Annotated in this window: 24 protein-coding genes and 1 pseudogene; 9 read left to right on the forward strand and 16 right to left on the reverse strand. The window is 70.5% G+C overall.

Going from position 1 to position 26,553, the window contains the following annotated elements; genetic code table 11:
• Positions 1–55 precede the first annotated feature (55 nt).
• Positions 56–3,085, forward strand: a complete 3,030-nt coding sequence (locus tag ACYQ1L_RS17720) for an alpha-mannosidase (protein ID WP_460005324.1) — start codon at positions 56–58, stop codon at positions 3,083–3,085.
• 121 nt (positions 3,086–3,206) lie between these two features.
• Here the strand turns inward: ACYQ1L_RS17720 and ACYQ1L_RS17725 are convergent, their stop codons facing one another.
• From ACYQ1L_RS17725 to ACYQ1L_RS17735, 3 genes are all read right to left on the reverse strand, one after another.
• Positions 3,207–3,854 (reverse strand): RDD family protein, encoded by a 648-nt coding sequence (locus ACYQ1L_RS17725; RefSeq protein WP_460005325.1) that lies wholly within the window; start codon positions 3,852–3,854, stop codon positions 3,207–3,209.
• Between the two features lie 102 nt (positions 3,855–3,956).
• A complete protein-coding gene (locus ACYQ1L_RS17730) occupies positions 3,957–4,430 on the reverse strand; it encodes an S-ribosylhomocysteine lyase (protein WP_460005326.1) in 474 nt (157 codons plus the stop codon).
• A 104-nt stretch (positions 4,431–4,534) separates the two neighbouring features.
• A complete protein-coding gene (locus ACYQ1L_RS17735) occupies positions 4,535–4,699 on the reverse strand; it encodes a hypothetical protein (protein ID WP_460005327.1) in 165 nt (54 codons plus the stop codon).
• Position 4,700: 1 nt separating this feature from the next.
• On the opposite strand from ACYQ1L_RS17735, the gene ACYQ1L_RS17740 reads away from it, so the two are divergent.
• Positions 4,701–5,408 (forward strand): helix-turn-helix transcriptional regulator, encoded by a 708-nt coding sequence (locus ACYQ1L_RS17740; RefSeq protein ID WP_460005328.1) that lies wholly within the window; start codon positions 4,701–4,703, stop codon positions 5,406–5,408.
• Here ACYQ1L_RS17740 and ACYQ1L_RS17745 read toward each other — a convergent pair whose 3' ends face one another.
• Positions 5,409–6,224: a serine hydrolase domain-containing protein gene (locus ACYQ1L_RS17745; RefSeq protein WP_460005329.1), complete on the reverse strand. Its 816-nt coding sequence runs from the start codon at positions 6,222–6,224 to the stop codon at positions 5,409–5,411. It abuts the gene before it with no gap.
• 108 nt (positions 6,225–6,332) lie between these two features.
• On the opposite strand from ACYQ1L_RS17745, the gene ACYQ1L_RS17750 reads away from it, so the two are divergent.
• Positions 6,333–6,929 carry a carboxymuconolactone decarboxylase family protein gene (locus tag ACYQ1L_RS17750; RefSeq protein WP_460005330.1) on the forward strand — a complete coding sequence of 199 codons (597 nt, stop codon included), beginning with the start codon at positions 6,333–6,335 and terminating at the stop codon, positions 6,927–6,929.
• Positions 6,926–7,822, forward strand: coding sequence for an RNA polymerase sigma-70 factor (locus tag ACYQ1L_RS17755; protein ID WP_460005331.1), 897 nt, complete (start codon positions 6,926–6,928; stop codon positions 7,820–7,822). The genes ACYQ1L_RS17750 and ACYQ1L_RS17755 overlap by 4 nt, the downstream gene beginning before the upstream one ends.
• Before the next feature lie 294 nt (positions 7,823–8,116).
• On the opposite strand, the gene ACYQ1L_RS17760 is transcribed toward ACYQ1L_RS17755, so the two are convergent.
• The 4 genes from ACYQ1L_RS17760 to ACYQ1L_RS17775 form a co-directional block, all read right to left on the reverse strand.
• Positions 8,117–9,502: a glycine--tRNA ligase gene (locus ACYQ1L_RS17760; RefSeq protein WP_460005332.1), complete on the reverse strand. Its 1,386-nt coding sequence runs from the start codon at positions 9,500–9,502 to the stop codon at positions 8,117–8,119.
• 338 nt (positions 9,503–9,840) lie between these two features.
• The gene (locus tag ACYQ1L_RS17765) at positions 9,841–12,684 is read right to left on the reverse strand and encodes a multicopper oxidase domain-containing protein (protein ID WP_460005333.1); all 2,844 of its coding nucleotides are present in this window, start codon (positions 12,682–12,684) and stop codon (positions 9,841–9,843) included.
• Entirely contained in the window at positions 12,665–13,810 is a 1,146-nt protein-coding gene (locus tag ACYQ1L_RS17770; protein WP_460005334.1) for a hypothetical protein, read from the reverse strand. Before ACYQ1L_RS17770 ends, ACYQ1L_RS17765 begins: the two co-directional genes overlap by 20 nt.
• Positions 13,807–14,499 (reverse strand): helix-turn-helix transcriptional regulator, encoded by a 693-nt coding sequence (locus ACYQ1L_RS17775; RefSeq protein ID WP_460005335.1) that lies wholly within the window; start codon positions 14,497–14,499, stop codon positions 13,807–13,809. Before ACYQ1L_RS17775 ends, ACYQ1L_RS17770 begins: the two co-directional genes overlap by 4 nt.
• A gap of 52 nt (positions 14,500–14,551) precedes the next feature.
• Between ACYQ1L_RS17775 and ACYQ1L_RS17780 the strand changes: the two genes are divergently transcribed.
• Together ACYQ1L_RS17780 and ACYQ1L_RS17785 are read left to right on the forward strand one after the other, a co-directional pair.
• Positions 14,552–14,866 carry a DUF2249 domain-containing protein gene (locus ACYQ1L_RS17780; RefSeq protein WP_460005336.1) on the forward strand — a complete coding sequence of 105 codons (315 nt, stop codon included), beginning with the start codon at positions 14,552–14,554 and terminating at the stop codon, positions 14,864–14,866.
• Between the two features lie 164 nt (positions 14,867–15,030).
• A complete protein-coding gene (locus tag ACYQ1L_RS17785) occupies positions 15,031–15,561 on the forward strand; it encodes a hypothetical protein (protein WP_460005337.1) in 531 nt (176 codons plus the stop codon).
• Between the two features lie 261 nt (positions 15,562–15,822).
• On the opposite strand, the gene ACYQ1L_RS17790 is transcribed toward ACYQ1L_RS17785, so the two are convergent.
• The gene (locus ACYQ1L_RS17790; protein WP_460005338.1) at positions 15,823–17,790 is read right to left on the reverse strand and encodes a M13 family metallopeptidase; all 1,968 of its coding nucleotides are present in this window, start codon (positions 17,788–17,790) and stop codon (positions 15,823–15,825) included.
• A 60-nt stretch (positions 17,791–17,850) separates the two neighbouring features.
• Positions 17,851–18,279 carry an SRPBCC family protein gene (locus ACYQ1L_RS17795; protein ID WP_460005339.1) on the reverse strand — a complete coding sequence of 143 codons (429 nt, stop codon included), beginning with the start codon at positions 18,277–18,279 and terminating at the stop codon, positions 17,851–17,853.
• 200 nt (positions 18,280–18,479) lie between these two features.
• On the opposite strand from ACYQ1L_RS17795, the pseudogene ACYQ1L_RS17800 reads away from it, so the two are divergent.
• From ACYQ1L_RS17800 to ACYQ1L_RS17810, 3 genes and pseudogenes are all read left to right on the forward strand, one after another.
• Positions 18,480–20,128 (forward strand): annotated as a pseudogene (locus ACYQ1L_RS17800) (GspE/PulE family protein).
• Positions 20,129–20,188: 60 nt separating this feature from the next.
• The gene (locus tag ACYQ1L_RS17805; protein WP_460005340.1) at positions 20,189–20,434 is read left to right on the forward strand and encodes a type II toxin-antitoxin system Phd/YefM family antitoxin; all 246 of its coding nucleotides are present in this window, start codon (positions 20,189–20,191) and stop codon (positions 20,432–20,434) included.
• A gap of 7 nt (positions 20,435–20,441) precedes the next feature.
• Positions 20,442–20,699 carry a type II toxin-antitoxin system RelE family toxin gene (locus tag ACYQ1L_RS17810; protein WP_460005341.1) on the forward strand — a complete coding sequence of 86 codons (258 nt, stop codon included), beginning with the start codon at positions 20,442–20,444 and terminating at the stop codon, positions 20,697–20,699.
• 3 nt (positions 20,700–20,702) lie between these two features.
• On the opposite strand, the gene ACYQ1L_RS17815 is transcribed toward ACYQ1L_RS17810, so the two are convergent.
• From ACYQ1L_RS17815 to ACYQ1L_RS17840, 6 genes are read right to left on the reverse strand one after another with little or no spacing between them, the layout of a single operon-like run.
• Positions 20,703–21,941: a type II secretion system F family protein gene (locus tag ACYQ1L_RS17815; protein ID WP_460005342.1), complete on the reverse strand. Its 1,239-nt coding sequence runs from the start codon at positions 21,939–21,941 to the stop codon at positions 20,703–20,705.
• On the reverse strand, positions 21,941–23,080 hold the full coding sequence (locus ACYQ1L_RS17820) for a type IV pilus twitching motility protein PilT (RefSeq protein ID WP_460005343.1): 1,140 nt from the start codon (positions 23,078–23,080) through the stop codon (positions 21,941–21,943). The genes ACYQ1L_RS17815 and ACYQ1L_RS17820 overlap by 1 nt, the downstream gene beginning before the upstream one ends.
• Positions 23,077–23,847: a hypothetical protein gene (locus ACYQ1L_RS17825; protein WP_460005344.1), complete on the reverse strand. Its 771-nt coding sequence runs from the start codon at positions 23,845–23,847 to the stop codon at positions 23,077–23,079. Before ACYQ1L_RS17825 ends, ACYQ1L_RS17820 begins: the two co-directional genes overlap by 4 nt.
• The gene (locus ACYQ1L_RS17830; RefSeq protein WP_460005345.1) at positions 23,844–24,515 is read right to left on the reverse strand and encodes a hypothetical protein; all 672 of its coding nucleotides are present in this window, start codon (positions 24,513–24,515) and stop codon (positions 23,844–23,846) included. The genes ACYQ1L_RS17825 and ACYQ1L_RS17830 overlap by 4 nt, the downstream gene beginning before the upstream one ends.
• A complete protein-coding gene (gene pilM, locus ACYQ1L_RS17835) occupies positions 24,515–25,558 on the reverse strand; it encodes a type IV pilus biogenesis protein PilM (RefSeq protein WP_460005346.1) in 1,044 nt (347 codons plus the stop codon). Before pilM ends, ACYQ1L_RS17830 begins: the two co-directional genes overlap by 1 nt.
• Before the next feature lie 39 nt (positions 25,559–25,597).
• A complete protein-coding gene (locus ACYQ1L_RS17840; protein ID WP_460005347.1) occupies positions 25,598–26,503 on the reverse strand; it encodes a prepilin peptidase in 906 nt (301 codons plus the stop codon).
• Positions 26,504–26,553 lie beyond the last annotated feature (50 nt).

Genomic DNA, 26,553 nt, shown 5'->3' on the forward strand with positions numbered 1-26,553 from the left:
GGGGAACAGGATGCCCCGGCGTCCTCACATTCTCGCACCGCGAAGGAGCACCCCCGTGCACGAAGAGACCTCGCTCACCGTCGGCCGCGTCATCCGCGTGCTCACCGAGCGGGTGCGCCCCGCCGTCCACTCCGCCCGCGTCCCGCTGGAGATCGCCGCGCACGCCCTCCCCGGCGAACCCATCGCGCCCGCCGACGGACTCGCGCTCGACTACGCGCCCTTCGCCGCGGGTCAGCAGTGGGGACCCGCGTGGGGCACCACCTGGTTCCGGCTCCGCGGCACCGTTCCCGCCGACTGGGCCGGCAAGCGCGTCGAGGCGCTCGTCGACCTCGGCTTCGACATCAACATGACCGGCTTCCAGTGCGAGGCGCTCGCCTATCGCATCGGACCCGACGGTGAGCCCGTGCCGGTGAAGAGCCTGAACCCGCGCAACCAGTGGCTGCCGATCGCCGAGGCAGCCGAGGGCGGCGAGACCGTCGAGCTGTTCCTCGAGGGAGCGTCCAACCCCGTGCTGCTGGACTACCACCCCTTCCTGCCGACGCAGGAGGGCGACATCCTCACCTCCTCCCCGGATCCGCTCTACCGCGTCCGGCACATGGATCTCGCCGTGTTCGAGGCCGAGGTGTTCGAACTCTCCCTCGACCTCGAGGTGCTGCTCGAGCTGCAGGCGGAGCTGCCTGAGACCAGCCCACGCCGCATGCGGATCCTGCAGGCGCTCGACAATGCCCTCGACGTGCTCGATCTGCAGAGCATCGTGGAGACCGCCGGCGAGGCCCGCGGGCAGCTGGCCGAGGTGCTGGCCGCGCCCGCAGACGCGAGCGCGCACCGCATCGCCGCCATCGGGCACGCGCACATCGACTCCGCCTGGCTGTGGCCGCTGCGCGAGACGGTGCGCAAGGTCGCCCGCACCACGTCGTCGATGACGAGCCTGATCGAGGAGCAGCCGCAGTTCCGCTACGGCATGTCCAGCGCGCAGCAGTACGCGTGGATGAAGGAGCACCGCCCGGAGGTGTGGCAGCGGATCAAGGCCGCCGTCGCGGAGGGCCGCTTCCTGCCGCTGGGCGGCATGTGGGTCGAGTCCGACACCGTGATGCCGACGGGCGAGTCGCTGGTGCGCCAGTTCTCCCACGGGCAGCGGTTCTTCGAGCGCGAGTTCGGGATCCGCTCGAAGGGCGTCTGGCTTCCCGACAGCTTCGGCTACTCCCCCGCCCTGCCGCAGCTCATGCGCCGGGCCGGGTTCGAGTGGTTCTTCACGCAGAAGATCTCCTGGAACCAGCGCAACGTGTTCCCGCACCACACGTTCGACTGGGAGGGCATCGACGGATCCCGGATCTTCACGCACTTCCCGCCGATGGACACCTACAACTCGCAGCTGAGCGGCATGGAGGTCGCCAAGGCCTCCCGTCAGTTCAAGGAGAACCGGGTCGCGACCCGCTCGATCGCCCCGGTCGGCTGGGGCGACGGCGGCGGCGGCACGACCCGCGAGATGACCGGCAAGGCCGCCCGCCTCGCCGACCTCGAGGGCAGCGCGCGGGTGGAGTGGATCCATCCCGACGAGTTCTTCGACGCCGCCAAGGCGGAGCTGCCGGATCCCTCCGTGTGGGTCGGCGAGCTCTACCTCGAGCTGCACCGCGGCACCCTCACCAGCCAGCACGCCACGAAGGCGCTGCACCGCTGGGCCGAGCAGGCGCTCATCGAGGCGGAGCTGTGGGCGACCACCGCCGCGGTGCGCCTCGGCACGGCGTATCCGCACGACGCGCTCGACCGGCTGTGGCAGACCGTGCTGCTGCACGAGTTCCACGACATCCTGCCGGGCACGTCGATCGCCTGGGTGCACCGGGAGGCCGTCGCGGTGCTGTCCGGTGTGCTCGCGGAGGCGCGCGCGCTGTCCGACGCCGCCCGTGCGGCGCTGGCGGGATCCGGCGAAGTGGAGCTGGTGTTCACGCCCACGTCCGTCGGCGTCGGATCCGGCGCCCGCGCGCTCGGCGCCGCGGCCCGGTCCCTGAGCGAGCGCAGCGAGACGAAGGGCGTCTCCCTCACGGAGACCGGATCCAGCTTCCGTCTCGAGAACGACCTCGTCACCGTCATGATCTCCGCCGAGGGCCTCATCACCTCGGCGATCGACAAGGCGTCGGGTCGCGAGACGATCCCCGCAGGCCGTCCGGCGAACCTGTTCCAGCTGCACCAGGACTTCCCCAACATGTGGGACGCGTGGGACATCGACAAGTACTACCGCAACCGCGTGGACGACCTCACCGCCGTGGCGTCGATCTCCGCGTCGGTCGAGGACGGCGTCGCGACGGTCGTGGTGGAGCGGCCGTTCTCGCAGTCCAGCCTGCGACAGACGATCACGCTGGCTCCCGGATCCCGCACCGTGCACCTGCGCAACGAGATCGACTGGCACGAGACCGAGAAGCTGCTGAAGCTGGCGTTCCCGCTGGACGTGTTCGCGCGGGAGACGGCCGCCGAGACGCAGTTCGGCTTCCAGCGCCGCGTCACGCATGTGAACACGAGCTGGGAGGCCGCGAAGTTCGAGACCTCGATGCACCGCTTCGTGCTCGTGCAGGAGGACGGCGGGTTCGGCGCCGCGCTGGTGAACGACTCGATCTACGGGTACGACACGACGCGCGACGTCGACGGCGACGATGTCACCACCACGGTGCGGCTGTCGCTGCTGCGCGCCCCGCGCTTCCCCGACCCGGACACCGACCACGGCCGGCACGAGATCCGAGTGGGTCTGGTGATCGGCGCGGACGCCGCGATCGCGACCGCCGAGGGCATCGCGCTGAACGCGCCGGCAACCGTCGTCCGCGGTGCGAACGAGGTCGAGCCGCTGGTCTCCGTGGACGGCGAGGGCATCGTGGTGTCGAGCGTGAAGCTCGCCGACGACCGCTCCGGCGACGTGATCGTGCGTGTGTACGAGTCGCTCGGCCGGCGCGCGAGCGGATCCGTGTCGGTCGGCTTCGATCACGGCGGGATCCGCGAGGTGTCGCTGATCGAGCAGGAGCTGGAGACGCCGCGCACCGGCGAAGCGCTGTCGCTGCGGCCCTTCGAGGTGCGCACGCTGCGCATCGCCCGCGCCTGACCCGCCGAGACCCCTCCGCCCCGCCGGAACCCCCACGTGCGCGCGAGCGAGCGTGGGGGTTTCGGGGGACCGTGGGGGTTTCGGCGGACAGAGAGGACGTGCCGCGAGGCCGACCCGGGGGCTACGCGGGAAGGCGGTCGAAGCCGGCGGCGCGGAGCCGCTGGGTCGCGGCGTCATCGATGCTGACGCGCACCTGGCTGAGGCCGTCCAGCGTCGCCCAGAACGCGATCGGCATGAGCAGTGTGCGGATCAGCATCGCCCAGCCGGCCTTCGCGAAGCCGATCCGGGATCCGTCCTTCATCCGCACCAGGCGCGTGCCGGTGAGGAGCCCGCCGAGGGCGCGGCCGTTCCGGTATGCCCAGCCGTAGCAGAGGGGCAGCAGCACCAGCAGCGCGAGCGCGATCACGCCCGCCCCGGCCGCGGCATACGGATCCGTCGACCGCATGCCGTAGAGGACGGCCAGGCCGATGGCCATGCCGTTGACGAGGACCGCGTCGACGAGCCACGCGACGAACGCCGCCGAACTCGTCGAGTCGATGTAGAGCGTGCCGTCCTCGAAGGCGCGCAGGCGCTTCGCGACATCCGCGCCGCCAACCGCCGGGCCCACGCGTCCCCGGAGCTGCGCAAGCCCGGCCCGGACGTCGCGGACCGGCGCAGAGGCAGCGGCCGGGCCCGCCGTGGAGGCGTCGGCAACGCCGGCGCTCGGGGCATGCGCCGTCTGAGGCGCGGGATTGCTCGGAGCGGGGGTGGCGGGCGTCTCGTTCGTCACCGGACCACGGTATCCCGGGGCGTCGTCAGCCGCCGATGGGGAGCGCTGCCCACCCCGTCCTTCTCCCGGGTCCTGCGGCGCGGTCCGCCCGGCGCGTGGTGCTCAGCCCAGTACGCGCGTGAAGGCGTCGCGGCTGATGCCCTGCTCCACGATCCGCGCCGACCACTCGCGCGCGCTGTGCAGGCTGTGGTCGCGGTAGTTGCCGCACTCGACGGCGCTGACGCCCGGCACGTCGCTCCACTCGGCCTTCTCGGCGATGAAGCGCAGGCTGTCGGTGATCGCGTCGACGAGCGCGGGCACCTCGGGCCGTCCCCACGTGATGAGGTGGAAGCCGGTGCGGCAGCCGAAGGGCGAGATGTCGATGACGCCGTCCACGCGGTCGCGCAGCAGCGACGCGAGCAGGTGCTCGATGGTGTGCAGTCCGGCGGTCGGGATCTCGCCCTCGTTCGGCTGCACGAAGCGCACGTCGAAGTTCGAGATCTCGTCGCCGCGCGGCCCCTGCTCCACGCCGATCAGGCGGATGTAGGGCGCTTTGACGGCGGTGTGGTCCAGGGTGAAGCTCTCGACCTCGGCCATGACGGATCTCCTTCGGGTGGCGGCGGGGGGGCCGGACCCGGCCCGGATCCGAGGCTACCCCGCCTGCCGCAGGCGAGGGCCGCCGCCCGCAACACGATGACGGGTCAAGAGCTCGCCGAGGAGTACACGGGCACGGATCCCGGCTCGGACCGCACTCCCAGCACGATCGCGAGGACCCCGAGGAAGACGACCGCGAGGGGCCGCACCAGGCCGAACGCACGGAACAGCGCGAGCAAGCCGGATACGTCTTCACCGGATGAGGCCGTCACCGTGGGGCTCCAGATGGCGGCGGGGGTGACCGGGGTCGAGGAGTCGGGGGCGCGCGCGCTCGCGAAGCTCGAGCAGGTGCTCCCCTCGCGCCTGAGACCCCTGGTCGACGCGCTCGGATCCACGATCGACCGCGGCCAGGAGAACACCGGCACCGACGCCCCGGATCCCGAGGTCGACGCCTCGGTGCTGGGCGCCGTGGCGGCCGCCATCCGCGACGTGGAATGGCTGCGCTTCGACTATCAGGGCGAGCCGGTGCTCGTGGAGCCCTACCGCCTGCTCAGCTGGCAGCGGCGCTGGCACCTCGTCGCCCGGGATCCGGTGAGCGGAGCCTGGGGCACCTACCGGGTGGACTGGATGTCGCTGCGCATGCCGACGCGGCGGCGATTCGATCCGCAGCCGCTGGAGGGCGGCGACTACACCGCCTTCGCGATGCGCACGATCGCGGCGAGCGGCTGGAAGGTGCATGCGCGTCTGCGGATCGACGCCTCGGCGCAGACGGTGCTCGACCGCATCAACCCTGCCGTCGGCGTGGTCGAACCCGTCGACGACGACCACTGCGTCCTGGTGACCGGTGCCGACAGCCTGGACACGGTGGCCGCGTACATCGGGATGCTCATGATGGACTTCACCGTGGAGTCGCCGCCGGAGCTGATCCCCCGCCTGCGGGTGCTGTCGGAGCGGTATGCCCGCGCGGTGGCCGGATCCTGATCAGCGGCCGTAACGGTCGGCGATCTCCTGAGTGAGCGCGGGCCAGATCCGCTTGTGCTCCTCGCCGAACGGGACGCCGGAGAGGAACGCGGCGGCGATGTCGCGGGAGCGGTCGATGAAGAGGAAGCTGCCGAGCGCGCCGAAGTGCCCGGCGGTCTCGGGCGGGAACGTGTCGGCCAGCCAGTGCGGCGACTTGACGCCCTTGAGCTCGAAGCCGAGGCCCCACTGGTTGTCGGCGTACGACCCGTAGCCCGGCACGATGCCGCGCAGGCCCGGGTGGGAGACGGTGAGCGCGAGGTCCCGCAGCGCCGCCGGGATCAGCGTGGGGCGCAGCACCTCGCGACCGAAGATCAGCAGGTCCTCGATCGAGGCGAGTGCGCCCGCGGACGGCCGTCCGGTCACGTCGGTGCGGTCCAGGCCGAGCGGGAGGGTCACCTCGCGGAGCATCCAGTCGACGAAGTCCATGCCCGCGGCGTCGGCGATGTGCGCGGCCAGGGCGTCGAATCCGGCGTTCGAGTAGATCCGGCGCTCACCGACCGGGCGCAACGGCGCCTCCCCCTCCATGGGCAGGCCGCTGGTGTGGTCGAGCAGGTTCAGCACGGTCGCACCGGCCGGACCGGCGGGCTCATCCAGATCCACGAGCCCGCGATCGACGGCGACGAGCGCGCCCCAGGCGGTGAGCGGCTTCGTCACCGATGCGAGGGCCAGGACGGCCTGCGGATCCCCCTGTACGGCGAGCGTCTGCTCGGGGCCCGTCACCCCGACCAGAGCTGTGTGCGGGAAGCCGTCGGTCGCGGCGAAGGTCGTCGTCTCCACGGATCCATCGTCCCATGAGGCGGATCCGGATCCGGATGTCACACTTCGGCGCCCGGCGGTGTCTCCATGTGCGAAGGCGTGAGAGACGCGCCGTGGAAGGAGCAGATCATGACGAACACGACCAGGATCCCGGCCGTCGAGGTGACCGGCCCGTTCGGTGCGCTGGTGAAGACCATCGCGCGACGCAAGCTCGGCCTCGTGCCCGACTCGCTCGGGGTGATGTGGCAGCACCGCCCAGTGATGATGGACATGATGAGCTTCGGCGGCAAGACCGAGAAGTGGCACGAGCTCGACAAGGGGCTCTCGACGCTGGCGACCATGGCGGCGGCCGCGACCGTCGGCTGCAGCTTCTGCCTCGACCTGCACTACTTCATGGCGCACGACCACGGCCTCGACGAGGACAAGGCCCGCGAGGTGCCGATCTGGCGCGAGTCGACGCGGTTCACACACCTGGAGCGGCTCGTGATGGAGTACTCGGAGGCGATGAGTCAGACCCCGCCCGCGGTGACCGACGAGCTGTCCGACGCGCTGCTGGCGGAGATCGGCGCCCCGGCGCTTCTCGAGCTCGCCGCGAAGGTCGGCTACCTCAACGCGACCGCCCGCACGAACATCGCGCTGGGCATCCGCTCCGACGGCTTCGCGGACGCGTGCGGCCTGGCGCCGCTGGCGACCGCCGCCCCGACCGGCGTAGCGTCGCAGGCATGACCAGCGTGCCGGGGGCCGAGTCCGAGGATCCGTTCGTCACCCACCGCGGACTGCTGTTCACGGTGGCGTACGAGATCCTCGGATCCGCGGCCGACGCGGAGGACGTGCTGCAGGAGTCGTGGCTGCGCTGGGACGAGGTGGATCGGGAGCGGATCCAGGATCCGCGGGCGTACCTCGTGCGGATCGTCACACGGCAGGCGCTGAACCTGCTCCGGGCGGCGTCGCGTCGGCGCGAGGAGTACGTCGGCCCGTGGCTGCCGGAGCCGCTGCTGACCACCGCGGACGTGGCCGAGGACGTGGTGCTCGCCGAGAGCGTGTCCGTGGCAATGCTCACGGTGCTGGAGACGCTCGGACCGACCGAGCGCGCCGTGTTCGTGCTGCGCGAGGTGTTCGACGTCGCGTTCGACGAGATCGCGGAGGCCGTCGGCAAGACTCCGGCGGCGGTGCGCCAGATCGCGCACCGGGCGCGCAACCACGTCGCCGCCCGGCGCCCGCGGGTCGCAGTGGACGCCTCCGAGCACGACCTCGCGGTGCAGCGCTTCATCGCGGTGATGAACTCCGGCGACGTGCAGGGTCTCATGGACGTGCTGGCACCCGACGTGGTGTCGGTCACCGACAGCGGCGGGCTCGTGCGGCACGCGGCACGCCGCCCGCTGCACGGCGCGGATCGGGTGGTGGCGTTCCTGCAGGGCAGCATCGCCAAGCTCGACATGGCGTTCACCGTCGTGCCGCTGCGGGTCAACGGCATGCTCGCCGCGGGGATCCGGGTCGGCGGCGAGCTGCTCGCTGCCGTGAGCTTCACGGTCGAGGACGGCCGCATCACGCAGGTGTTCTCCGTCGCGAACCCGGGCAAGCTGTCCGCCCTCGACGCGGCGGCGCCGCTCGCCCGCTGACGTGGTTCCTTGCACATTGCGAAGGATCCGCGCTTCTTTCAAGTCAGATCGGCGATAAGAGCCTGCGAATGCGCGTGAAACTGGATCCAGACCCCCTCCCGTACGCAAAGGAGCATTCCCATGGAACGCGACCCCGAACTCTTCGACACCGACGCGCTGCTGCACATCGGCCGCCCGGTCTGGTTCGAGAAGCACCCCTCGCAGGCCGAGGGCGAGGACTTCTGAGCTCTCACAGAGAGACAGCGAAGGGGCCGCGATTCACCGGATGAATCGCGGCCCCTTCGTCAGGCCCGCTCAGGCGCCCTTGAGGCGCTCCGACAGGTAGGCGTCCAGGCCGGCGAGAGGCACGCGCTCCTGGGCCATGGTGTCGCGGTCGCGCACCGTCACCGCGTCGTCCTCGAGCGAGTCGAAGTCGATGGTGACGCAGTACGGGGTGCCGATCTCGTCCTGGCGGCGGTAGCGGCGGCCGATCGCACCGGCGTCGTCGAAGTCGATGGCCCAGTGGCCGCGCAGCGTGTCGGCCACCTCGCGGGCGAGCGGCGAGAGGCGCTCGTTGCGGCTCAGCGGCAGCACGGCGACCTTGACCGGGGCCAGGCGAGGGTCGAGCTTCAGCACGGTGCGCACGTCGGTGCCGCCCTTGGCGTTCGGCACCTCCTCCTCGACGTAGGCGTCCACGAGGAACGCCATCATCGAGCGGGTGAGGCCGAACGACGGCTCGATCACGTACGGGACGTACTTCTCGCCCGACGCCTGGTCGAAGTAGCTGAGCGAGGACCCCGACGCCTCGCTGTGGCTGGAGAGGTCGTAGTCGGTGCGGTTGGCGACGCCCATGAGCTCACCCCACTCCTTGCCGGCGAAGCCGAAGCGGTACTCGACGTCGATGGTGCCGGCGGAGTAGTGCGCGCGGTCCTCCTCGGGGACGTCGAACTGGCGCATGTTCTCGGGGTCGATGCCAAGGTCGACGAACCAGTTCCAGCACTCCTGCACCCAGTGCTCGAACCACTCCTGCGCCTCCGCCGGCGGCACGAAGTACTCGATCTCCATCTGCTCGAACTCGCGGGTGCGGAAGATGAAGTTGCCGGGCGTGATCTCGTTGCGGAACGCCTTGCCCACCTGGCCGATGCCGAACGGCGGCTTCTTGCGGCTCGCGGTGAGCACGTTCGAGAAGTTCACGAAGATGCCCTGGGCCGTCTCCGGGCGCAGGTAGTACAAGCCGGACTCGTCGTCCACGACACCGAGGTACGTCTTCACCAGACCGGAGAACGCCTTCGGCTCGGTGTACTGCCCCTTGGTGCCGCAGTTCGGGCAGGGCACGTCGGCCAGACCGTTCTCGGCGGGGCGGCCCTTGCGCGCCTCGAAGTCCTCGATGAGGTTGTCGGCGCGGAAGCGCTTGTGGCAGTGCAGGCACTCGACGAGCGGATCCGTGAACGTCTCGACGTGGCCCGAGGCCTCCCACACGCGCTTGGGCAGGATGATCGACGAGTCCAGGCCCACCATGTCGCCGCGGCCGCGCACGAACGTCTGCCACCACTGGCGGCGGATGTTCTCCTTGAGCTCGGTGCCGAGGGGTCCGTAGTCCCAGGCCGACCGCGAACCGCCGTAGATCTCACCCGCTTGGAAGACGAACCCGCGGTGGCGGGCGAGGGCGATGACCTTGTCAAGACGGGACTGTTCGGCCACGGTGGCTCCAATGGTCGCGAGGAGGCGGGGAATGTCCCAGAAGTCGGCTCTGTGACAGAGCTTTCGGGACAGGTCAATCCTATCGGCGCGAATCCGGCGGCGTAGGCAGGCATCGCCCCTCGTCCGGGGAGCGATGTCCGTCGCGGATCCGGCGTATCACCGGGGCGCGCGAACGGCGATGCCCGCGGAGACCGAGGCGACGGCGAGGCGATCGTCGTACGTCCAGAGCTCTCCCGCGCCGACCGCGATCGCGGTGGCCAGATGGATCGCGTCAGGAGATCGGAGCAGCGCAGGCTTCGCGGACTGCGCCTCGGGGAGCGTCCGCTTGACGACCGCGCTCAGGAACCGGGGCGCGGCGGAGCCTTCACGTCGAAGACCCCGTGCGCGCCGCGCTCCGCGTCGACCATGTAGTGCGACACGAACGGGTAGTGCCCGGCCTCGGGGAACGCCAGCTCCACGAATCCTCCCTGCGCCGGATTCAGGCCGAGCGCCTGGGATCCGGTGCCGGTCGCGTGATCGAGCAGATAGCGCCCCTCCGACCACACGGTGTCGAACTGCCCGCCCACGACGTGGAAACTGCTGGCCCGTTCGATGCCGGCGTCGAGCACCCACACCCGCACCCGCTCGCCGACGGCCGCGGTCAGCGGCGTGTGGTCGTACTGGTTCGCGTAGCCGTTGAAGACCACCAGATCCGGGGTACCTGCGGCGACCTTGCCGGTGTCGACCTGTCCGCCGTCGTGCGAGCCGAGGTAGTACTCGCCCTGCACCAGCACATAGCTGCGGGCGACCGGGGCGAGGTCGGCCGGTTCGATGACGACAGCGCCGTACATGCCGCTCGCGATGTGCGCGCTCATCGGCATCGTGGAGCAGTGGTACATCCAGATCCCGGATCGGGTCGCGGTGAACGTGTAGGTCAGGCTCTGCCCCGGCGGGATCGTGCGCATCGGCTGGTCCGGCGCGACCGCCCCCGCGTGGAAGTCGATCGAGTGCCCCATGTCGCCGTGGTTGACGAGAGTCACCACGAACGTGTCGCCGACTCTGCCGTGCAGCACCGGGCCCGGTGCGCTCCCGTCGTACTCCCACAGGGTCTGCGTGACGCCCGGCGCGACCTCGACCACGCGGTTCGCGACGGTCAGGGTGACCCGCCGCGTGACCGGCCCCGTGGCGGGTGCGAGAGGCTTCAGCTCGGCGTCGTAGGGGCGGAATCCGGATCCGGGTTCGGCGTTGAGGTCGATCGCGCCGGATCCGGATCCCGCCATGCCCGGCATCCCGGGCATGGCGCCGGAGGGCGACGCGTCGGGGGCGGGCGAGGAGCCGGATCCGGTCGCGACGATCGTGAGCGTCATGCCCGCCTGACGGTGCCCGATGATCGAGCACCAGCCGTCCAGCTGCGCCGTGATCACGCCGGCATCGATCGTCTCGGACTGCCCCGGGGCGAGCCGGGTGCCGCCGGTGCCGTTCGCGAGCACCAGGTCGTGCACCTGGGAGGCGTCGGTGTTGGTGAGCGCGATCTTCAGGTGCGTGCCCGACGGCACCTCGATGCGGTTCGGTGTGAAGCGCATGTTCGCGGCGTGGACGGTCACGACCTTCACCGGAGCGTCGGCCGCCACCACCGGCGCGGGTGCCGACCACCCCAGCGAGAGCGGGTCGAGCGCGGCGGCACCCGCCACCACCGCGACGACCGTGAGGAGACCGGCGACGGCCTGCCCTGCGCGGCGACCGGGCGGCTGCGCGCCTTCCGGGACGATCGGTCCGCGGCGGGACGCGTCGGCGGGCACCGGCCGCGCCTTGGCGCGCCCGCTGGGCGCGCATGGCGAGCACCAGGATCGGCAGGAACGAGGCCGCGGAAGCGAGGTAGAGCACCGAGGCGGCGACCCCGCATGACGCTGGAGACCGGCAGCGCGCACACCAGCAGCGCGACGTTCGCGACGACGACGCGCAGCGGGCCGCGGCGGTCGAACGCCGCGGTGCCGGCCCGCACCGGGCCCGGCCCGCCGCCGAGCACCACGGGCACCAGATAACTGAGCGCGCCGATCAGCACCTGGGCGGCGAACCCCGCGGCGAGGAAGGGCGCGACCGCGTCGAGCGTGCTCTGCACGGGTCCGAGCGTGCTCTGCACGGCGCCGAGCGCCGACGACGCAGCATCGAGCGCCGACGGCGCAGCGGATCCGGATGCCGTCGCGTGGCGATCCGGCGGACTGCGCGACCGCGGGGATGCTGCTCGTGATCGCGGCCACGGCGAGGGCGGCGAGGCAGCCGATCCACCACAGCAGCCCGGCGCCGACGGACAGCGCGGCGAAGCTGTGCGGAACGGCCTGGCGCGCCGCACGCCACAACGACACGGCGATGATCGCGAGCCCCGCGGCGTACGCCAGCAGGCCGAGCGCGACGGCCGGCGCGAGCCCGGCGGCGGCCCCAGCCGCCGCGACCGCGACGCCCCCGGCCAGCACCGGCAGCGCCCGCACCGCCCCCGCGGCGGACCGCGGGTCGGCGCGCGTGCGCAGCATCGTCGGCCACAGCGTGACCACGGTTCCGGCGACGGTGAGGCCGATCCACCCGAACACGTGCAGCAGCGCGTGCGAGAGCACCAGATCGTGGTCGGCGTGATCGCGCGCGAGCCAGGCGCCCAGTCCGACGCCGACCACGAGCATCGCGGCCGCGGCGATGTAGTAGCGGATCGTGCGCCCGAACCGGCCGGGCAGGCTGCGCCGCATCCGCAGCCACAGGCTTACCCCGTGCCAGGTCGCCGCCGCCACCAGCAGGGCCGCGCCGGCCAGCGTGACGGGCCAGATCCCGAGCACCACGCCGGCGAGCACCAGCAGCGCTCCGCCGTTGCCGAACGCGAGTCGCCACGCCTGGGTCCGACGATCGCCGACGCGCGGGGCGATGCGCAGCAGCGCGAACGAGAAGTACTGGCTCCACACCAGGATCGCGTGCGTGACCGCGCCCAGCAGCAGCAGGTGCAGCATGAGCCAGCCGGCGACCGGCAGCGAGCGGTGCACGAGCGCCGCGGCCACCACGAGCAGCAGCCACAGCACGGTCGGGATGTCCCGCAGCGCCGAGAACCCGCGGTTCGGCGCGCGGTCCGCGGGACGGTCCGGCACGCGGTCCGCGGGGCGGTTCGGCGCCTCGCCCCTCGGCCGGTCGGGCGGATCCGGCCGCTCAGGACCGAGCGCGGGCACGACCGCCTCCTCCCGAGACCGCGCGGGCCACGGCCACGCCGAGGAAGGCGAGCAGCGCGATCTCGCCGAGCACGCCGCCGATCCGCCAGGCGACGGACATCGCGAGCATGTCGCCGAACCAGATCCGGACGACGAGGCTCAGCTGCAGCAGCGCCGCCGGCACCCAGAACGCGCGGGTGTACGGCAATCGGACGTGCAGCACCGCGGGCAGGATCGTGGTCGCATGCGCCATGATCATCGAGATCGTGTAGCCCAGGAACACCGCGTGTGCGACGGCGTCGACGGCCGCCGCGTCGCGCGGCCAGCCGAACAGGAGGGCGATGCCCGCGACGGCGAGCCAGACGTAGCCGGACAGGATGCACGCCGCCATGTACCGGGTGGCTCCGGTCGTGCGGATCGTGCGCCGCGCCACGTCGTGCCGCACGAGCCAGGCCACCAGCGACAGCAGCGCGATCCCGAGCGCGATCGCGCCGAGGCCGGGCAGCGCGACGCTCACCAGCAGGGCGAGCGCGACGGCCCACGCGTGCGCGAGCAGCCGCGTCCCCGCGCCGGGTCCCATCGTGATCCGCGCCAGCTCGACGCGTTCGGCCGCGATGGTGAGCACGAGGAACGCGACGAGCCAGGGCAGGATCCGATCCATCGATTCCTGCCCGAGCCAGATCACCGCACCCGCGCAGCCCAGGGCGGCGCCGAGCAGCTGCGTCAGCAGGGGCGCGTCGTACTGCCGCCGCCAGAGCGGGATGTACACCAGCGTGAACGCGGCCATCCCCGCCGCCACCACCGCTTTCGCCGCGATCAGCGGGACCGCATCGATGAGCAGCAGGATCGTTCCCGACCCCAGCAGGGCCGGCGCGAGATAGCCGTACCAGCGTCCCAGGGCGCTCGCGCGCTCCAGCGCGATCAGGGTGCCGACGAACCCGAACACCATGAACGCACCGTGCATCTGCGCCAGCCGCGCCCCGCTGACCGGCGCCGGCAGACCCAGGAGCAGCAGGGCCGCATCGAGACCCGCGAGCAGGGCGAGGCCCGCGGGCAGGATCCAGCCGAGCCGCCAGCCGGGACGATGACCTGCTGCGCCCGAGCGGGTGCCGACCGCACGCGCCGCACCGGTGGTCGGGGGCGTCATGATGCGCTCGGCAGTCGGAGCGTGCAGATCCCGGGAGCGGTGAAGGGCAGCAGCTCGCTGCCGGCGGGGGCGCCCTGCGCGAGGAGGATCCCGTCGACCATGCCCTGGTGCACGGCGCAGATGACCTCGGGGTTGCGGGTCGCCGCCTCGATGAGCGGGCAGCGGCGCAGCTGCACCTCGGTGCCGAGGTCGACGGGGTCGAATCCGTGCTCGCGCATGACGGCGACGACCGCGGCACGTCCGGCGCCCTGGCTGGCGGAGGCGTCACCGGGCGACGGCGCGGGGGATGCGGCGCCGCGGCGCTGGGCGATCTCCGCACCCCAGGCGCGTCCGGCCGCATGCGCGTCGCCGACCGGATCCGCGCTGCGTGCGACCGTCGCGGCGAGGGCCGTGGCGAGTCCCGCGTAGACCGCGTCGCCGGCGGAGTGCGTCGCGCGCCACAGCCACGCGGGCCGGCCCGGTCCGGTGCGCGGCTCGCGCTCGCGCTCGCGGCGCACGTAGCCGTCGGCGAGGAGCTGCTCGAGATGGCCCCGCACCGTGTTCTCATGGAGCCCCGTCGACTGCGCGAGCGCGCCGATCGAGACCGGCGCGTGCTGCGCCTCGACGGTGCGCAGCACGCTCTCCCGCGCGCGGGAGTGCACGCGACCGCCTGCGGCGACCCTGCGCTCGTCACCCGAAGTCTTTTCCACGGGTTTCATTGTAATAAACTCGCAGGATCCGACCATACGACGGGAGCAGAAGATGGCGAACATCGAGATCCACCGCACGCGCGACGATGCGGTGGACCAGAACCCGACCGCCGGCTGCACGTGCGGCGAGGCCGACGAGGAGCTGCCCGAGCTCGATGTGCAGACCATTCCGCACGCGATCCGGCATGCCGCGATCTTCGGCGCGATCGACGGGATGCGGCCGGGCGCGGGCATGATCGTGTCCGCCACGCACGACCCGGTGCCGCTGCTCACCCAGCTCGAGGCCCGTTCCGGCGACGCGTTCACGACGCGCTACCTCGACCGCGGCCCCGAGCGCTGGCGCATCCTCATCCGCCGCGCCCACTGACCCGCGCCCCCGCGCAGGGGCGGACTCCCGACGACGAGTTGATCGCCATGGGATGGTGGTGTGGCGCCGGCGAGATGAGCGAAAACAGCGCTTGTCTGCCGTGGGAGGCTTGCCAGGTGGATCCGTTCGTACTGCAGGCCTAGCGCGACGAGAGCATGCGCAGCGTGCGCATCGACCGTCCCTCGTATCTTCTCGGGGCCGTGGTCGCCGAACCGTCCACATGTGACGCGCTCCGTGAGCAGATGCTCACGCTGCCTCGCCGCGGGCCGAAGCTGCACTGGCGGGACCTGGACGACAGAGCGAGGCGCACGGCCATCGATGCGATCAGCGGCTTCGACGCCTACCACATGGTCGTCGTGGCGGCGCCGGTCGATCCGCGCCGTCAGGAACGCGCACGTGCGTACTGTCTCGAACGGCTCGCCTGGCACCTCGACGGGCACGGTGTGAAGCTTCTCACGCTCGAGGCACGTCCTTCCGAGCTCATGAAGAAGGACCGGCGCACCATCGACGTGCTGCGCAGCAAGCATGCGCTTCCTGAAGGGCTGCGCGTTGACCACGCGCAGCCCAGCACCGAGCCGATGCTGTGGATCGCCGACCAGGTGCTCGGAGCTCTGGGGGAGTCGCTCGTCGGCGGACGGAGTGATTGGTTCGACGCCGTACGGCGGTCGACGACTGTCGATCGAATCGAGCTCTAGATACGCGAAAGCCGGGTCCCGTCCAACTGGGGCGGGGGTCCCGGCTTCTACTTCCCTTCCCCCAGCGGGGCGGGCTACGTCCATGGTACAACGCCCGCGTTGCACCAGCACCTACTCGGGCTGATCCGGGATGAGCTCAGAGCTGCGGCGTGCGCTGTCTGGGTCGTCGACGCAGCGCCGCCCCGGCACGTCGTCGCCGCAGCGCCGCCCCGGCACGTCGCCGAAGTCGGCGCCCGGACGGCGTCGGCCGAGATCGGACAGTCACCAGATCGTGACGCGCTCCTCGGGGGCGAGCCAGAGCCGATCCGACTCGGTCACGTCGAACGCGTCGTAGAACGCGTCGATGTTGCGGAGGATCTGGTTGCAGCGGAACTCGTTCGGCGAGTGCGGGTCGATCGTGAGCAGGCGGATCGTCTCGGCCTCGCGGCTCTTCTGCTGCCACACCTGACCCCAGCTGAGCAGCAGCCGCTGCACGCCGGTGTACCCGTCGACCACGGGCGCCTCCTGGCCGCCGAGCGCGATCTCGTAGGCCTTGAGCGCGATGCCGAGGCCGCCGAGGTCGCCGATGTTCTCGCCGATCGTGAGGGCGCCGTTCACGTGGTGCTCCGCGGCGAGCCCCTCCGGGACGAGCGCGTCGTACTGCGCGATGAGCGACGCCGTGCGCTGCTCGAAGGCGGCGCGGTCCTCGTCGGTCCACCAGTCCTGCAGCTTGCCGTCGCCGTCGTAGCGACTGCCCTGGTCGTCGAAGCCGTGGCCGATCTCGTGGCCGATCACGGATCCGATCCCGCCGTAGTTCGCCGCCGCGTCACGCCCCGCATCGAAGAACGGGTACTGCAGGATGGCCGCCGGGAACACGATCTCGTTCATGAGCGGGTTGTAGTACGCGTTCACCATCTGCGGCGGCATGAACCACTCGTCGCGGTCGATGGGCTTGCCCACCTTGCCGATCTGGCGGTCATGCTCGAACTGCGCGGCGCGGCCGGCGTTGCCGACCAGATCGCCGGCGTCGATCGTGACGCTCGAGTAATCGCGCCAGGTCTTGGGGTGACCGATCTTCGGGGTGAACGTGTCGAGCTTCGCGAGAGCCTTCTCGCGGGTGGCGGGGCTCATCCACTCCAGCGTCGTGATCGACTGCCGGTACGCCTCGAGCAGGTTCGCGATGAGCTCGTCCATGGCGGCCTTGGCGGACGGCGGGTAGTGCCGCTCGACGTAGACCTTGCCGACCGCGTCGCCGAGCGAGCCCTCGACGAGCGAGACGCCGCGCTTCCAGCGCTCGCGGATCGTGGGGACGCCGGTGAGCTCGGTGCCGTAGAACGAGAAGTTCTCCTGCACGATGTCGTCGGTGAGGTAGGCCGCGAGACCGTGCACGACCTTCGCGCGCAGCCAGGCCTTCCAGTCGTCGAGACGCTCGGCGGCGAGCAGGGATCCGAGGCCGGCGAAGAAGCTCGGCTGGTAGACGACGACCTCGTCGAAGGCGGCGGATCCTGCCGGCCCGGCGACCCCATCGCGCCACGGGGCGAGGTCCACCCCGACGAGCTCCTGGAGCTCCGCCCACGACTTCAGGTTGTAGGTCTTGACCGCGTCGCGGCTCGCCACGTTGTCCCAGTGGTGCGCGGCGATCTCGTGCTCGAGGGCGAACGCGCGCTCCGCCTGGTCGGAAGCGTCGGCGACGCCGGCCAGCGTCAGGATCCGCTCGAGGTGCGCCCGGTACGCGGTGCGGGTGCCATCGAAGTTGTCCAGGCGGTAGTAGCTCTCGTCGGGCAGGGACAGCCCCGCCTGCACCAGGAACGGGACGTAGCGCTCGGGGTCGCCGGGATCCGGCTCCACGAAGACGCCGATGAGCGCGGCGATGCCCTGGCGATCGAAGGATCCGACGGTCGCGAGGAACTCGCCGATGGTGGTGATCGCGTCGACGGCGGCGAGCGGCTCGGCCAGCGGCGCGGTGCCGAGCGCGGCGATGCGCTCGGTGTCCATGAAGCTCGCGTAGAGGTCGCCGATCTTGCGTGCCTCGGTGCCGGGCTCGGCCGTCTGCGCCTCCTCGATGATGGCGCGGACGTCCTTCTCGGACTGGTCGGCCAGCATGTGGAAGGATCCCCAGCGGGCCTTGTCGGCGGGGATCTCGGTGTTCTCGAGGAACGTGTGGTTGACGTGCCGGTAGAGGTCGTCCTGGGGGCGGATCGCGGGGTCGAAGTCGCCGATGGCGAGCCCGGAGGGAAGAACGTCGGTCATGGGCATCAGCCTATGCGGCGCGGTCGACATCGCGGGGGCGCCATCGCGATCCGCGAAGCGTCAGGACTCGAGCAGCGCCTGCGCCTTGTCGAGTGCCGCCATCTCCGCGTCCATGCTCTTCTGCACGGCAGCGCCCATGAGCAGCTTCTTCAGCCCCGTCACCTCGGCCGACAGCTCGAACGTGACGCTCGTGCCGCGCGGCGTCTCCGCGAAGGTGTAGGCGCCGATCGGTCGCACGGGACCTGCGATCGTCACGAACGCGTAGCGCCTGGGCACGACGTACTCGGTGATCCGGATGTCGGCGGTGATCGAGCGCCCGCCGGGTCCGGCGATCGCCTGGTGCACGATCCCGCCCGCCGCGGGAGCGCCCTCTGCGCGCATCTCCTTGACGCCGCTGCGCCAGGACGGATCCTTGCTCGGATCGGTGAAGAACGCGAAGACGGTCTCGATGGGAGCGGCGATCTCGATCGTCCGGGAAGCGGCGGGCATGAGGCGATTATCCTGCCTCGCGGCAGCCGCGGGAAGACCTCGGGACGGGTCGTCGACGCCCCCGCGGAAGCGGGCCGCACGACTCGGGAGAGGCAACCGGAATATCGCTCTGCCGCGCGGGCCCGCGCCGCTCTAGGATGAGCGGAGAGCGGCTTTGGGGAGCTGCTCGGATTGGGGATCCCATGCGCGGTCTGGGACAGATGCTCGTGCTGACCGGCGCGGCACGCGCCGAGGACGTGACCGCCGCCGTGTCGGCCGTCGGCGACGGGGATGCGCTGCCCGGCTACCTGCTGAGGCGCGGGCTCGTGAACGAGGTGCAGCTCGCCGAGGCGGTGTCGGTGGCGACGAGCACGCCATACGTCGACCTCTCCACCTACCCCTTGGATCCCACGGTCATCGCGCTCGTGCCGGGGCAGCTCTGCCGCCGCTACCGGATGATCCCGCTGCGCCACAACCGCGACCAGCTCACCGTCGCGATGGTGGATCCGACCGACATCATCGCCCTCGACGACGTCGCCAGCCTCACCGACCTGCGCGTCACGCCGGTGGTCGTCACCGACGAGGCGCTGAACCAGGCGTTCGAGCGCTACCTGCGCTCCGACGAGGAGCTCACCGATCTCTCGGAGCAGATCGGCGAGGCGTCCGGGGCGTCGAACGTGGTGTTCACCGAGCAGCTCGACGACCAGGACGCGGATGCGCCCGTGGTGCGGTTCGTGAACCTGCTCATCACGCAGGCGATCAACGACCGGGCGAGCGACATCCACATCGAGCCGGGCGAGCATCGGCTCACCGTGCGGTTCCGCATCGACGGCGTGCTGCACGAGATGCAGCGGGCCGACCGCAGCATCCAGGACGGTGTGATCTCGCGCCTGAAGATCATGTCGTCGATCGACATCGCCGAGAAGCGCGTGCCGCAGGACGGCCGCATCTCGGTGCTGCACGAGGGGCGCAGCGTCGACCTGCGCGTGGCGACCCTGCCGACGGTGTGGGGCGAGAAGATCGTGATGCGCATCCTCGACAACAGCGGCCAGGTCATGCTCATGTCGGATCTGCTGTTCTCGGAGCGCAACGAGGAGCGCTTCACGCAGGCGATCTCGCGCCCGCACGGCATGGTGCTCGTGACGGGGCCGACCGGATCCGGCAAGTCCACGACCCTGTACACGGCGCTGCGGGCGGTCGCGAACCCGCGCGTCAACGTCATCACCGTCGAGGATCCGGTCGAGTACCGGATCCCGGACATCAACAGATCCAGGTCAACCCCCGCGCCGGGCTCACCTTCGCCACAGCGCTGCGGTCGATCCTGCGCGCGGATCCGGACGTGGTGCTCGTCGGCGAGATCCGCGACCGGGAGACCGCGGCGATCTCGGTCGAGGCCGCACTGACCGGTCACCTCGTGCTGTCGACCCTGCACACCAACGACGCGCCCAGCGCGCTCACCCGGCTCGTCGAGATCGGCACGGAGCCGTTCCTCGTGGCCACTGCGCTGAGCGCGGTCGTCGCCCAGCGGCTCGCCCGTCTGCTCTGCACCAAGTGCCGTCAGCCGCTCGATCACGATCCCGGGATGCTCAAGAGCGTGGGGATGCCGGCCCACCTCATCAAGAACGCGACCGTGCACCGCGCGGTCGGCTGCGCGGTGTGCTCCAACACCGGCTACCGCGGCCGGGTCGCCCTGCACGAGGCGATGGAGGTCACCGATCGCATCGAGCAGGCGCTCGTCGGCCGCGCCACCGGCGGCGAGCTGCGCGAGATCGCCCTGGAGCAGGGGATGATCCCGCTCCGCGACGACGGCTGGGCCAAGGTCGCCCAGGGCATCACGACGATCGAAGAGGTGCTGCGCGTCTCGGTGTGACCTGACGAGAGGCAACTCGCGACCGTTGAGTACATCTTGTACAAGATGTATTCTTAATCAATGACGTCCGCAACTCTCTCCCAATTCCGCAGTAACCAGAGCGACTACATCGCGCTGGCGCAGCGTCAGCCCGTCGAGATCACGTCGCGCGGCGCTGGGCGCCGGGCCGTCGTCGTCTCCCCGGACTTCTATGATCGCGCCGTAAAGGCGCTGGAGGATCAGGCGGATATCCGAGCCGCCGCCGAGGCGCGCGCAGACCCCGAGCGTGTTTCGCATGCGGACCTGATGACCGAACTCGGGCTTTGACGCCTCCGTGGGCTACGCGATCTTCTACAGCCGCGCCGCGGCGAAGGCGTTTCGAGGAATCCACCCGCAGGACCGGCAGCGCATCAAGGATGCCATCGAGCATCTCGCGATCGAGCCACGTCCAAGCGGCTGTCTCCAGCTCACGGGAGGCGAAGGCGAGTTTCGGATCCGCGTTGGCGAGTATCGCATCGTTTACGACGTGATCGATGATCGACTCGAGATCCTGGTCCTCCGCATCGCGCATCGCCGCGAGGTGTACCGCTGACGTTCAGTGCTGCTTCGCGAGATCTCCGTACAGGGTGAAGATCGGCAGGTACAGCGAGATCACCATGCCGCCGATGACGATGCCGAGACCGACGATCAGCACCGGCTCGATGAGCGACGACAGCTGCTCGGTGGCGGTCTCCACCTCGTCCTCGTAGAAGTCGGCGATGCTGCCGAGCATCTCGGCGAGAGTGCCCGACTCCTCACCCACCGCGACCATCTGCGACACCATGGGCGGGAACACCTCGGCCTTGGCGAGCGGCGCCGAGAAGGAGCGTCCACTGCGGATCGACTCCTGGATGTCGCGCACGGTCTGCTCGACCTTCCAGTTGTTCGACGCCTGCCCCACGATCGACAGCGCCTGGATGATCGGCACGCCCGCGTCGAGCATCATCGACAGGTTGCGCGTGAACCGCGCCACCGCCATCTTGGTCAGCAGCTTGCCGAAGATCGGCAGCTTCAGCAGGAACGGATCCACCACCTTGCGATACGCGTCGGTGTAGCGGTTGCGCGCCCACCAGATCCACACGATGATCACGAGCACGGCGACGACAGGCGCGATCCACTTCATGTTCTCGGAGACCGTGACCAGGATCTGCGTCGGCAGCGGCAGACCCGTGCCGAGGCCCTCGAACATGTTCTTGAACACTGGCACGACGAAGATCAGCATCGCGGTGACGCCCAGGATCGCGATGATCAGCACGACGAGCGGATAGGTCGTCGCGGCGCGGATCTTCGCGTGCAGGTCGGCCTGCTTCTGATAGGTCTCGGCAATGGAGTTGAGCGCCTTGCCGAGGAAGCCGCCGGCCTCCCCGACCCGGATGATCGACACCATGAGCGGCGGGAACACCTGCGGGTGCCGCGCCATCGACGCCGACAGCGACGAGCCTGACTCGACGTCACCCTGCACGGTCACGAGCACCTGCTGCAGCTTCTTGTCATCGGCCTGCTCGGCGAGCACGGTCAGGGTGCGCAGCAGCGGCAGACCCGCGTTGATGAGCGCCGCCATCTGCCGCGAGAAGATCGCCAGGGTCTTGGCTGAGACGCCCCGACGGAACGACGGCAGCGTGATCTCCCGGTGCAGACCCGTCTTCGCGACAGGCGCCACATGCAGCGGCGTGAGACCCTGCGCGCGCAGCTTGGCGGCGACGACGCTGTCGCTCGATGCGTCCATCGAGCCCTTGACGGTGCGAGCGGCCGCGACGTCGAGCGCCTGGTATTCGTACTCTCGTACACCGGCCATCAGGAACCCCATTCCTTGAGCTGCGAACCACCGGCGAAAGTCGACCACGATTCGGCGTCGATATCGGCCGGCTGCACGTGCACACCGTCGATCGATTTCGGGTCCACGGCGAAGGTGCGGGCGACGTGCGCAGCGATCATCCCCTCGCCGACGAGGCGGCGCAGGTCCTGGTCGAGCGTGTGCATGCCAACGGCCTGGCTCGCCTGCATCGTCGAGTACAGCTGCGACACCTGGCCCTCGCGGATGAGATTCGCGACCGCCGGGGTGTTGATGAGCACCTCGGTCGCGATCGTGCGCCCCGCGGTCTGCGCGCGGGGCAGCAGCGTCTGGCTGATGATGCCCTGCAGGGTGTCGCCGAGCTGCGTCCGGATCTGGTGCTGCTGATCGGCCGGGAACACGTCGACGATGCGGTTGACCGACTTTGCCGCCCCCTGAGTGTGCAGCGTGGAGAGCACGAGGTGCCCGGTCTCCGCGGCCGACAGGGCCGTTGAGATCGACTCCGGATCGCGCAGCTCGCCGACCAGGATCACGTCGGGGTCCTGCCGCAGCACGCGGCGCAGCGCCTCGGCGAACGACTCGGTGTCGGATCCGACCTCGCGCTGGTGGATGAGCGCCTTGTTGCTGGTGTGATGGAACTCGATCGGATCCTCGATCGTCACGACGTGCACCGGACGCGTGTTGTTGATGATGTCGACCATCGCGGTGAGGGTGGTGGACTTGCCGGATCCGGTGGGACCGGTGAGCAACACGAGCCCTCGCGGACGCAGGGCGAGGTCGGCCGCGATCGCCGGGGCGCCGAGTTCCTCGAGCGTGAACACCCGGTCGGGGATGTACCGCAGCGCCATGGCGATGTCACCGAGCTGGCGGAACACGTTCACGCGGAAGCGTCCGACCCCCTCGGCGGCATGGGCGAGGTCGACCTCGCGCCGGGTGGCGAACTCCCCGCGCTGCGAGTCGGTCATGAGGTCGTACGCGGCCTGCTCGACCCAGTCGTGGCTGAGCCGCCCCTCGTGCCCCGGCACCGCGACGAGGTCACCGTCGACGCGCATGAGCGGCGGGAACCCCGCGGTGACGTGCACATCGCTGGCACCCGCCCGGGCGCCGACCGCGAGGATGCCCGTGAGCTCTGCGGCGCTCATTTCGAGGCTCCGGTCGTGGTCGCCGGGGCGACGAACGCGAGCAGCGCCAGGTTGATGGTGAGGCTGCCGCTCGCGCCTTGCACCGTGACCTTGTCGACGCCGAGGAGACGACCCGATCCGCGAAGTCCGTCGAGGAAGCTCTGCACCGCGGTCAGGTCGGCGGCGGTGGCCGTGACCGTGAGCGGGATCTGCTCCCGCGCATCGACCGCTGCGCCCGTTCCCGCCGAGCCGCCGGCCGCGCTGCTCCCGTTCGCGCCTGCGGTTTGCGACGTCTGGTTTGCGTTGGCACTCGCCTGGGCGGCCGTGTTCTTCGCCTGGCCCACCGGATCCGATCCGCCCGTCGGCTGCGGCGTCGGCTGCGGGGCGGCCTGAGCCTTCGCGGCGGCCGCCGACGCCGGCCCGGCCGGAACCGGAGCGGTGCGCGGCGCATAGGGCGCGAGGTCTTCCCGGACGATCGAGGTGATCACCACGCCGGAGTTCTGAGCCGACTCGGCGATGACGTCGAACGCACGATCCAGGTCGGGCACCGCAGGGATCTGCGCCCGTAGGTCCTGCACGGCCGCGTCGATCTCGCCCTTGCGCGCCTTCTGCTTCTGCAGAGCCGAGATCTGCGCCTCGTAGGCGGTGTTGGTGGCGCCGGCCTGAGCCGTGTCGCCGAACGCGGTGAACGTCTGGCCGAGCAGCGGCAGCACCCCGAAGACGACGGCGAGCGCCACCGAGGCGATGGTGATGAGAGCGCCGACGAGGTTGATGAGCGACTTGGTCACTTCGCCACCGCCTTGGTGTAGCTGCCGGAGTAGACGGTCTGATCGAACGTGATGTCGACCTTGTAGGTGAACCGGCCGGCCGCCGTCGCGCCCGAGGTGGTGGAGTTGGCATCGGCGGTGAGCACGCCGTCGACCGTGCGCAGGCTTCGCACGTAGGCGCCGAGATCGAGCGCCGTGCCGCTGTCCAGGGTGAGGGTTCCGGTCAGCCCGACCGCGGTCTTCGCCGCCTTGTCGTCGGCTTTCCCGTCGCCGGCGGCAGCGGGAGCGGCGCCGGTGGTGAGCTCGAAGCCGACGAGGCTCGTGTCGGCCGGGAGCGTGCCGCGGATCCGATCCAGGATCGAGGTCCAGGACAGGTCGGATCCCATCGCGTCGGCGCGGAACCGGGTGAGGTCGGCTTCGGTCTTCAGCGCGTTGCTGACATCGGAGAGGCCCGCGATCTGCCCGATCAGCTGGGTCGACCGCGCCTGCTCGGCGGCAAGGCGCTGCTGCGCGAACAGGTTCGCGGCGAATGCCGCGGCGATGAGCACGACGGCGAGCAGGATCGCGAGCAGGCCCACCCGCACCCACGTGCGCCCGAGCGCGTCGCGTTCACGGCGCTCGACCTCGGAGCGGGGCAGCAGATCGACCCGGGGCGTACCGCCCGGGGTCGCGACGGTGATGCGTGCCATCAGCGGTCCTTTCCGAGGGCGAGTCCCGCGGTGCTCACCAGGTTGAGGGCGAGATCACCCGTCGGGTCGGCGACCTGCAGCGGCAGCACATCGTGCAGCACGATGGTGCGCAGCGGTGCGTCGAGGGTCGCCGCGAGTCCTTGCGCGACGCCATCGACGGCGGCGCCCGCGCCGGTGACCAGCACCTGGCTGATCGGAGGCATCCCGTCCTTGTTCAGGTAGAAGGCCAAGGTGCTGCGGATCCGGCCGATGACCTCCGTGACCGGCCTGCTGCTCGCGTCGACGCGCAGCGCGCCCATCGGCACGATGCCCGCCGCGCCCACGAGCTCCGCTGCGGCGATGCGGGTCGGATCCACGCGCGTCGCCACGAAGGTGCCGTCCTCCGGGGCGATCTGGGCGTTGCGACGACGCACGGCGAGGGTCTCCAGGTCGACCGGCGTGATCCGCACGAAGTCGGGGATGCCGTCGCGAAGGATCACGATCTGCGTCGTGTGGTCGCCGATGTGGATCGCCGCCGCCGTTCCTTCCGGAGCGACGAGCGCAGCGGCACGGGCAAGGCCGAAAGTGGCGAGGTCGACGCCGTCGATGCGGATCTTGGCTCGCCCGAACGCGGTGATCATGTCCTCGATGGTCGAGGAGACGGCAGCCACGAGCAGCCCGTGCAGCTGATCGCCCTGCTGCCCGGTCGGGTAGTAGTCGAGCACCGCCTGAGCGACGGGGACCGGCAACAGGTCCTGCACCTGGAACGGCAGCGCCTGGCGCAGCAGCTCGGGCGCGATCGCCGCCGTGCTGTGCTCACGCACGAGCACGCGGCGATTGGCGATGCCGAGGGTTGCCGATTTGGCACGGATCTTCGCCACGCTCCACAGGTCGCGAATCGCGGTCGCGACCGCGCCCTGGTCGAGCACCTCGGAGTCGTGCGCCGCATCGGGCGGCAGCGCCACCTCGCCGTACGCGACCACCTGCGGTTGTCGCTCAACGGACACCTCCACCGCGCGCACGCTCTCTTCGGTGATCTCCACACCGACATGCGATCTCGCCATGTTCTCTCCCCAAGTCCTCCGCTCCCGCCCCAGGCGGGTTCAGCTCAGTCCCAGCATTCCGACATACCAGCGCCCAATCGGCTCACCCACCGCGATCCCAGCCCAGGCGCCCAAGATCATCCACGGCCCGAACGGGATCGCCGTCTTGCGTTTCGCTCGGCGAAGCACGATCAGGACGAGGCTGTACAGCCCGCCGAACACGAACGCAGCGAATGCGCCGACGGCGAGCGCCGCCCATCCCGACCAGCCGAGGTACAGCCCGACGAGGGCGGCGAGCTTGACGTCGCCGCCGCCCATCCCGCGGAGGCTGACGAAGCGCACGATCCAGTAGAAGACGTAGAGGATCGCTCCGCCGGCGATGGCCCGGAGGAAGTCGTCCCACCCGATCGCCGACCCAGCCGTGTCGGGCGCCGGCGGCGTCCACGCTCCGACAGCGGCGGTGATAGCCAGCAAGACGACGCCTACGGCGATGCTCGGCAGCACGATCGCGTCCGGCAGTCGCTTCGTCTCGAGGTCGATGATCGTCAGCACGATCGACACGGCGGCGAAGAACAGGAATGCGACGAGCACGATCCAGAACAACGGATCCGCCATCCGGATCCAGACCTGCTGACTCAGCGGCGAGGTCGTCCCTGTGCCGATCGGCACGAAACGCACTCCGGTCAGCACCCACCACGTCGCACCCGCGAACACAACCCCCGTCATGGCCTCGATCACCGGATACTGCGCGCTGATCCGGGCGTGGCAGTTCGCACACCGCCCGCGCAGCACGAGCCACGACACCACAGGGACGTTCTGCCACCACCGGATCGGAGCTTTGCATTGTGGGCAGCGGCTCTCCCGCAGCAGCGACACCCCTGCCGGCACGCGGTACGCGACGACGTTGAGGAAGGACCCGATGACGAGGCCGTAGAGGCCCGCGAAGACAAGGAGCAAGGCGATCATCGCGATCATCCTTCGCTCTGCGCAGACACCGTAGTGCCCACCGTCTGTGT

The organism is Microbacterium xylanilyticum, from assembly GCF_054654695.1.